The sequence below is a fragment of the Variovorax sp. V15 genome, from assembly GCF_041154425.1.
Classification (GTDB): Bacteria; Pseudomonadota; Gammaproteobacteria; order Burkholderiales; family Burkholderiaceae_C; genus Variovorax; species Variovorax guangxiensis.
The window spans coordinates 6,807,798-6,816,470 of sequence record NZ_AP028659.1 but is presented as its reverse complement, the minus strand read 5'-3'; the positions used below and the strand labels follow the sequence as shown (position 1 = coordinate 6,816,470).

The window sequence follows — 8,673 nt, the reverse complement described above, 5'->3', positions numbered from 1 at the left end:
TTTGCATATGAACTGCGCTGCTGGCATCTATTCAGGAAATCCAGACGTCTCTAAAAAGTCTCCGGCGCAAAAAGCGCAACGTGGATTTGATTCTTTAAACGCCGATATTTAATTTATTTGCTATGAGCTACGACCTTCGCGTTTGGGAGCGCCCTGTGGGACAGCCCGACCCCGTGAGTTTTGAAGAAGCCAGCCGGACCTTGCTGGAGCTTGAACGGCTCGAGCCCGGCCCGAACCCCAAGTTCATTGCGTTGGGGGAGCAGATGGCTGCGCGCTACCCGGTAATGGGCAAGAAATCAGCTGTCGAGCGCGACGACAACGACAGCGATGCCGTATGGATCGGCGATCCGGTGGCTGGCGCAAAACGCTGCGCCGGTGCCGTGTGGGCATTCGAACTCCAAGGGGCATGTGGTGACTGCTGAGGCCTATGCCAAGGCGGCCCAAGGGGTGATGGAGGTGGCTGACAAAAGTCGAGTGTCTTTCTGCTTCGCCGCGGGTACGCTGGTCCACACCGACAAGGGATTGATGCCGATTGAGCAGGTGCGCGTGGGTACGCGCGTGCTGTCGCAACCGGAGCAAGGTGGCGAGCAGGACTACCGGCCGGTTATCAATACCGTGGCGCACCTGGACCAGCGGGTTCACGTAGTGCAAGTGAAGGCGGGTGAGGCGGATGCCCTGATCACGCTGATCACGACACCCAACCATCCGTTCTGGGTGGAAGCGCCGCTAACCGACGGCGACCACTGGATGGCTACCGAGTACCTGGAATCCGGGTTCGTGCTGCAACTGGTCGATGGCAGCAAAGCCACCGTGCATGCGACTGGACTAGTGCACCGCACGCAGTACGCGCACATCGGCTTCGCCGCGGACGATAAGACGGGCGTGGGCATCGTGCTGGACATCGGCGGGAAGCAGATCGTGCTGGCCAGCGCCGAGCAGTCATCGAAGCTCGAACAACTGCAATTGGGCGACCCGTACATCACGCCTGTCTACAACTTCGAGGTGGAGGAATTCCACACGTACTACGTGGGCGATGCGGGTGTGTGGGTACACAACACCAATTGCTCCAGCCAAGAAGCTCCGAATGCTCTAGAAGCTCATCGATTGGCGGTTGCCGATGCGAGGCGGAATGCGGAACTTGTGGGTACCTGCTTCGCTGACGGCACGTCTGTTCATGTCGAGAAGCCGAATGTGGTGGGTAATAAGCGAAAGCTGATAGAGCACATCGAAGTCGGCGACAAGGTTCTTTCGCGTTGCGAAAGAACGGGCGAGATGGCCTATAAGCGAGTCACAAAAGTGTTTGCGCATGGATTTAGACCCGTCTACACCATCGCTTGCAAATATGGTCCTGAAATAGATCCAGAATTTGGCCACACACATGGCCTTATTCATGTAACCGGAGAACACCCTTTCTGGGTAGAAGAAAAGGGATGGGTCAAGGTCAGCGATCTTCAGTTGGGCGATGTACTGCTGACATACGACGGTGTTTATGCGGAATTGGAGCATATTGAAAAGATATCGCACTACGACTGCGAGGTTTTTAATCTCGAGGTAGAGGACTTTCACACCTACTTTGTTCATTGGAGTGGGCTCTGGGTTCACAACAAGACCAAGCTCGATGTATCCAGTTTGCTCTTGGACAAGGTGAAGAATCCGTCTCCGGAATGGACGCCTCTGTGCAAAAGTACCGCTGAGCTGACTAAGCCCGATGGAACGCCGCTCAACGGAGAGGCGCAGAATTCAATTGCGCGAGCAAACACTAGATAGAAAACTCGCGAATGGAGAAATAGAAGCGACATCGTTGCCGTAGAGAAACCTCGTAAACGCTAATTCATCAGTTGGGCATGGTCTTCATCTCGCCAGATCGCGTGCTGCCGCCGGAGCAGGCCGTCATCTGGGAGGGCGCCAAGCGAGAGATGGATTCCGCGCCTGCGCGGTGGACACTGGCAACGGCACGCAAGGCGATCAAGCCGCGCCTGAAGGCATTGCTGGAGGCGCATGGGTTCGTGTCGGTGAAGCTGCCGCCCAAGTCGCAGTTCGATGTTGAGCATTAACGAAAACTCAAGCCGAAATTCAGCTAACAACCATGCATAGCCACTCGCTTTACAAGAAGCATGAGATACGTTGTCGGTCAAATACGGGCGGGTGTTTTGCCAAGGGCACCCGCGTGCACACCAAGGATGGACTCAAGCCCATTGAAGACATCAAGGTGGGTGACTATGTGCTTTCCAGCCCCGAAGACGGCAGTGGTGGTCAGGAATACAAACGCGTGCTCAAGACCTTTGTGCATGAGCAGAAGGTGATCGTTGGCGTCCAATTCACAAACGTTGGTGCACCGAGTGTCTTGCAGGGTGGTGACATCTATTTTGTGACGACAACAGAAAACCATCCATTCTGGGTGGAAGGCGTGGGCTGGACGCGTGCCGATGCGCTGAAAGGTGGGGATGTTGTTCGCAAGGCCGATGGCAGCCTGGCAAATGTTTTTGGGCTCAAACGCATTTATCGCACCAGTCGCGATGGCGTTGGTTGGACTTTCCTCGGTGGCGACATTAAGAGCAAGAATCGCTCCTTGTTCTGGTATCAGCTGGGATATGACACTTACGAGGAATACTTCTTTGCAGAAGAAATCGGAACGCTCTTCGACTACGCCAACTACGATCTAACAGAAGATGATGGACGCGACAAATACATCTCACCTGAGGTCTATCACAGCGAGGATCCCTACCTAAAGATACGTGTCTACAACCTGGAGGTCGAGGACTTCCATACCTACTACGTCGATGCCCAAGGCTTCTGGGTTCACCACATCAATTGCGAGGGTGTGCATCCTTCTGGTGGTTGAAAATTGCTGCCGGTTGGCCTCTTGCAAGTTGAGCAGGACGCAAAGCTTTAATCGACAGCCTCTTGAGTGCGCCACCTTGGCTTCGGCGAACGAGACTGCAAGGTGTGACCTCCAAGCAATCGCAATAGCGCGTAAGGGCTTCGTTCATTGACTTAGAGCGAGGTTGTGACGCACGTAGTTTTTTTACAAGCTCGCCGAGCGCAGCCCGTCGCGCTGAGCCCGTACTAGGCCGAATGCCTTGTTTGAACGCGAGAGTTGGCTTTTTATGTGCTGAAGCGATCAAAAATAAGGCTGTTAAATCTGACGGCTAAGTTGAAGTGCCACGCCGTGGACGGAGCGGCAGATTGGGGCAGGGGGAAAAAATTGAAAAATCTCAAGCGACCCGTGCGAGAACGCCCGGTCCATTTTCTGTGGTTCAAACGATCAACATTGCATATGGCCTCGGCCTATGTAATGGTGCTTCTGCCGTGGCTGGTGCAGACGCCTCTCGCTAAGGCCCAATCCTTACCCGATCTCTACATTCGGGCCCTGGCCCGCGACCCCGCCGTCGCAGGTGCCGAGGCCCAGTTGCACGCGGCCGAACAGCGCCATGTCCAGGCGCGCGCCAGTTTCGGGCCTACCGCCGCGCTGGTCGGCAACTACAACGAGACGCGCTATCGCGAAGCGCCCAAATACGAACAGCGCAAGTTCCAGGGCAAGCAGTTGAACCTGCAGATCACCCAGCCTCTGCTGCGCAGCGCGTTGTTCCCGGCTCTGGATTCCGCCGAAGCACAGCTCTACCAGGCCCAGGCCGCGCTCGATCAGGCGCGCGCCGATTCGGCACAGCGGCTGGTCGAAGCCTGCTTTGAAGTGCTGAAGGCACGAGACGCGCTCGACCTTGCGCGCGCCCAGCGCGTATCGACCGCCGAGCAGCTGATGCTGGCGCAACGCAGTTTCAAGATAGGCACGGCGCCCATCATCGACGTGCGCGAAGCCGAGGCCAAGGCCGACTCGGTGGCGGCGCAAGTGTCGGCCGCCGAGTTCGAACTCGATCTCAGGCTGCAGATCGTGGCCGAGTTGACCGGGCAGACCGCATCGACACTGCTGACGAGAGGCCTCGACGGCAAGCATCTGCCGCCGCTGGAGGCCGGCTCGGCATCGCTGTGGCTGGCTACCGCGCAGGACAACAGCGCCCAGCTTCAGCAGGCCCGGCAAGCGCTGCTCGCTGCAGAAGCCGAAGTCCGCAAGGCCTGGCATGGGCATGCTCCCACGGCCGACCTCACCTACACCTATGGCCGCAGCAGCGACACCGGCACCTTGACGACCGCCTTTCCTCGCGGCGGCAACAGTTCGGCGGTGGGAGTCAACCTCAACATTCCGCTGTTCGCGAGCGGCGCCACCCATTCGAAAGTCAATGAGGCACGCGCGCTTCGCGACAAAGCCCAAAGCGATGTCGATGCGGCGCGGCGCACGATAAGCCTGGGTGTACGCCAGAACACTTCGGCCACGCTTTCCGCCATCGGTCAGGCGCATGGGCTGGAGGCCGCTGTCCGATCGCAGGAACTGGCATTTCGCGCCAACAGGCGAGGCTACGAAGTGGGAATGAAGGTGAATGCCGAGGTTCTCGACTCGCAAAGCCGCTTGTTCGAAGCCCGGCGCGACCTGTCTCGCGCGCGTTATGACGCATGGGCGGGCTACATCAAGCTCAAGGCGCTGGCGGGCAGGCTCGATGAGAGCGACATCTCTACGCTCGATGCCTTGCTGGTCTCCGTGGCGCAGGCGGACATGCGGCTTCCGCGCCGACAGCAATGAGGGACGCATCCGTGGCGAAAGCGCGTGAGGAGCACGCGTCCAGAGCCGGCAGCGCTGCTCCTGAGACTGCTGAGGAGGCAGGTGGCCACGCAAGCCTCGACAGCGAAAACCCAGCAATCGACAGCGCTCCCGGATCGCCCGACAACAAGCTGCTGCTCTCTGCCCTGGAAGGCTGGCGTGCACGTCTTTCGAATGCCGGAGTGACGTGCGGCGCCGCAGCCATGCACAGCGCCGATGCTGCATGGAGCCTGCCTTTTTCCGACTCCGACGGCGAATTGAACAAGAGCTGGGCCGATCTGCGGATGCGCGTGTCGATGGAACACCCTGTAGCGCTCGCCAAAGTGGGCAGCGTCCGCTCGGAGATGCTGGTGGCTACGGCCGTGCAGCTGCCCTCCGGCCACATGGGAGTGGTGGGACTGACGATGGCACCGCCGCACAGCGAACGAACGATCCAGTTGGTGCTGCTGTCGTTGGGATGGCTGCAGCTGGCGCTCTCGGCTGCCAGCCTGGCCCACAACCAGCGCTCTGCCCGACTGCTGGAACTGATGGGACACGTCGGTTCTCAGGAAAGCGCGCGCGCCGCGGCGTACGAGTGGATCAACCGCACCGCCGCATGGGTGCGGGCCGAGGCACCGGAACCGGATGCGGGGTTCATGCTGTTCGAGGTCCGCAACAATCTGCCGAGCTGGTGGGTCGCAGCCGACACTTCCTGGGCCGAAAAGGCATCGCCGGCACTGCACGAAGCCAGCGAGATGGCCATGCGCGCCATGGTCGAGATGCAGGAAATCGACCAGCATCCATGGTGGGCGTTGCCGCTGCTGGGCAACGGTGAACCCGTCGCGGTGCTGGTGGTACGCCATCGCGAGGCTGGCGCCGCTGCCTTGCAGCCTGACGTGCTGGCCATGCTGCGTGCCAGCTCGGGGCTGGCCGAGCCCCTGCTTCGACATTGGCGCGAAGCGCAGCGCAGCCTTCTCCGGCATGTGGCGGACACTGCCCGCTCCGGCTGGCGCAAAGTATGGGGCCCGGGTCATCTGACCTGGAAGGCCGGCACGGCAGCACTGTGCGGCGTGCTGGCCATATTGTTGTTGTGGCCCGTGGCGGACCGGGTCACGGCCCACACGGTGATCGAGGGCCGGACGCGCCAGGTCGTGACGGCGCCCTTCGAAGGCTTCATCGAGCATGTGCAGGTACGCCCCGGCGAGCAGGTGTCGAAAGGGCAGTTGCTCGCCCGCCTGGATGATCGAGAACTGAAGCTGGAACAGCGCAGGTACAGCAGCGAGCGCAACCAGGCCGCAGGCAAGCTGCGCCAAGCGATGGCCGAGCACGACGCCCCCGCGGTGGCACTCGCGCAGGCAGATGTGCAACAGGCCGAAGCCCAGCTGGCACTGGTGGAGTCCAAGCTCCTTCGTGCAGGGCTGGTCGCGCCGATGGACGGCCTGGTGGTAACCGGCGACTGGGCCCAGCAGATCGGCGGTCCGGTGGAAATCGGCAAGGAGATGTTCGAGATCGCCACCACGGGCGGTTATCGGGTGGTGCTGCACGTCCCGGACCGCGACATCGCCCGGGTCAAGGTGGGCCAGAACGGCATCCTGCGCCTGACCGGACAGCCGCATGCCACCTACGACTTCGAGGTGAAACGCGTCACGGCCACGGCCAAGGTGGAAGAGGGGGTCAACGGTTTCCGCGTCGAGGCCGAATGGCGCGGTGACGTGCCTGCGTTGAGTCCGGGTATGCAGGGTGTCGGCAAGGTCGAAGTGGGCAAGGCCAGCCTGCTATCGGCATGGACGCGATCTTCGGTCGACTGGCTGCGGCTGAAGTTGTGGAGCTGGTGGTGGTGAGCATCCATCGCCACTGAGAAAACAGCACCATGCAGACACTACTTTCCGAGCACTGGCACGCCGTACGCTTTCTGCGCCCGCGCCTGCGCGAGGGCGTGCAGCCGCTGCATCGCCTGCTGCGGGGCAAACCGTGGGTGCTGCTGCTCGATCCGATGACGCAGCGCTTCCATCGGCTGACCCCTCGGGTATGGCGTGTGTTGCAATTGCTCGATGGCCGCCGCACGCTGGATGAGGTTTGGAATGCGGCCTGCGAAAACGCCGCGGCGTCGGGTACCGACGATGCAGCGCGCGACGCCGCGATCTCGCAGCATGAACTGGTGCAGCTGATGTCGTCGCTCTACTCGAACGATCTGCTGCAAACGCAGGTGTCGCCCGATGCCGGCGAGGTTTTCGAGCGCTATCAGCGGCAGAAGCGCACCAGATTCAAGCAGAGCTGGCTCAATCCGATGAGCATCAAGGTACCGCTTCTGCATCCGGATGCCTGGTTCGAGCGCTGGGCTCGGCTCGCGCGCCTGCTGTTCAGCTGGCCTGTACTGCTGATCTGGCTGGTGATAGCGGCGCCGGCAGGCTTGCTGGCCTGGCAGCACTGGGCGGCGCTGACCGATAACCTCTCCGACCGGGTGCTTGCCGGAAGCAACGTGGTTGTGTTGTGGTTCACCTATCCGCTGGTCAAGGCGGTGCACGAGTGGGCGCACGGCATGGCGGTCAAGGCCTGGGGCGGCCAGGTGCGCGAGATCGGGGTGATGTTCATCCTCTTCACGCCGGTGCCCTATGTGGACGCGACATCGTCGTACCGCTTTCCTTCGAAATGGGCGCGCGCGACCGTGGCGGCGGCCGGCATCCTGGCGGAATTGCTGCTGGGGGCCATTGCGGTCTATGTCTGGCTCATGGCCGAGTCGGGCCTGGTGACGGCCATCGCCTTCAACGTGATCCTGATCGCCGGGGTGTCCACGGTGCTGGTCAACGGCAATCCGCTGATGCGCTACGACGGCTACTTCATCGCGTGCGATCTGCTGGAGCTTCCCAACCTAGCTCAACGTTCCACCCAATACTGGGCCTATCTGTTCGATCGCCATGCGTTCGGCGCGCGCGATGCCCGGCCGCCTGTAGAGGCGCGCGGCGAGCGCACGATCATGTTCGTGTACGGCGTGGTGTCCCCGCTTTACCGGCTGCTGATCAGCATCGGCCTGATATGGTTCGTGGCGTCGGAGTACCTGTTCGTGGGCATTCTGATGGCGTTGATGTCGGCCTGGTCCACACTCGCCATGCCGATCTGGAAAGGCTGGAAGCACCTGACCGAGGGCGCCGGGCTGGCCCGCCGCCGCGAGGTCGCCATGCGCCGTACGGCCATCGCACTGGCTCTCTTGGCGGCTTTCGTCGGATTGGTGCCCTTGCCTTTTCATTCGGTCGAAGAGGGCGTGGTGTGGCTGCCTGAAGAGGCGATCGTTCGTGCGGAAGTAGCGGGTCACATCGCGCACGCCGAGCGTGCCGCCGGCGAAACGGTGGCCGGCGGGGCCGTGTTGCTTCGACTCGACAGCCCTCAGCTCTCGGCCGATGCAGCGACATCCGCCGCAGCCGTGGCCCAGACACAGGCTCAGTTGCGCAAGGCCGAAGTCGACGATGTGCTGCGCGCCGCGTCGTTGCGACACGAGCTCGCGGCACGTCAGGCTCGACTCGATGAAGCGGTGCGCCGCGCTGATGCAATGGAGGTCAAATCCGCCATTGCGGGAAGATGGGCGCCGGCTGCGCCCACCGAACTCCCCGGCCGCTACGTCAAGCGCGGCGAGATTCTGGGCTACGTGATCGACGGACCTTCGCGCCGGGTTCGCGTAGCAGTGACGCAGGAGGAACGGGATCTGATCGGCTCCCGGTTGCGTGGTGTTGCCGTGCGCTTGAACAACTCTCCGGAAGAGGCCATCGGCGCACGTGTGCGACGTCTGGTTCCAGGGGGTGAGAACGATCTGGTGTCGCCGGCACTCGGGACCAGCGGCGGCGGCAGGATTCCGGTCGATCCCGCTCAGCAAGGCGGCACGCGCACGCTGAAGCGGGTGTTCGACATCGAGGTGGAGCTCGATCGCGATTCGCCCAGTGCCGTATTCGGAGACCGCGCCCATGTGCGTTTCGATCTCGGGCCGACGCCGCTGGCATGGCAGTGGTTCCTGCGTCTGCGTCAGGTGTTCCTGGCGCAGTTGAGCGTCTGAA

Annotated in this window: 7 protein-coding genes; all 7 read left to right on the top strand. The window is 61.6% G+C overall.

What is annotated here, in order from left to right; all coding sequences use genetic code 11:
* The first annotated feature begins 173 nt into the window (after positions 1-173).
* The 7 genes from ACAM57_RS32075 to ACAM57_RS32045 all read left to right on the top strand — a co-directional run bounded on the left by ACAM57_RS32075 (position 174) and on the right by ACAM57_RS32045 (position 8,672).
* The gene (locus ACAM57_RS32075) at positions 174-422 is read left to right on the top strand and encodes a hypothetical protein (protein ID WP_369660239.1); all 249 of its coding nucleotides are present in this window, start codon (positions 174-176) and stop codon (positions 420-422) included.
* A complete protein-coding gene (locus tag ACAM57_RS32070) occupies positions 412-1,767 on the top strand; it encodes a polymorphic toxin-type HINT domain-containing protein (protein WP_369660238.1) in 1,356 nt (451 codons plus the stop codon). The genes ACAM57_RS32075 and ACAM57_RS32070 overlap by 11 nt, the downstream gene beginning before the upstream one ends.
* Before the next feature lie 77 nt (positions 1,768-1,844).
* A complete protein-coding gene (locus ACAM57_RS32065) occupies positions 1,845-2,054 on the top strand; it encodes a hypothetical protein (RefSeq protein WP_369660237.1) in 210 nt (69 codons plus the stop codon).
* Between the two features lie 113 nt (positions 2,055-2,167).
* Positions 2,168-2,842: a polymorphic toxin-type HINT domain-containing protein gene (locus tag ACAM57_RS32060; RefSeq protein WP_369660236.1), complete on the top strand. Its 675-nt coding sequence runs from the start codon at positions 2,168-2,170 to the stop codon at positions 2,840-2,842.
* Between the two features lie 363 nt (positions 2,843-3,205).
* A complete protein-coding gene (locus ACAM57_RS32055) occupies positions 3,206-4,633 on the top strand; it encodes a TolC family protein (protein ID WP_369660235.1) in 1,428 nt (475 codons plus the stop codon).
* Positions 4,634-4,644: 11 nt separating this feature from the next.
* Entirely contained in the window at positions 4,645-6,471 is a 1,827-nt protein-coding gene (locus tag ACAM57_RS32050; protein ID WP_369660234.1) for an efflux RND transporter periplasmic adaptor subunit, read from the top strand.
* Positions 6,472-6,500: 29 nt separating this feature from the next.
* Positions 6,501-8,672 carry a site-2 protease family protein gene (locus ACAM57_RS32045; RefSeq protein ID WP_369660233.1) on the top strand — a complete coding sequence of 724 codons (2,172 nt, stop codon included), beginning with the start codon at positions 6,501-6,503 and terminating at the stop codon, positions 8,670-8,672.
* Position 8,673: the final 1 nt, after the last annotated feature.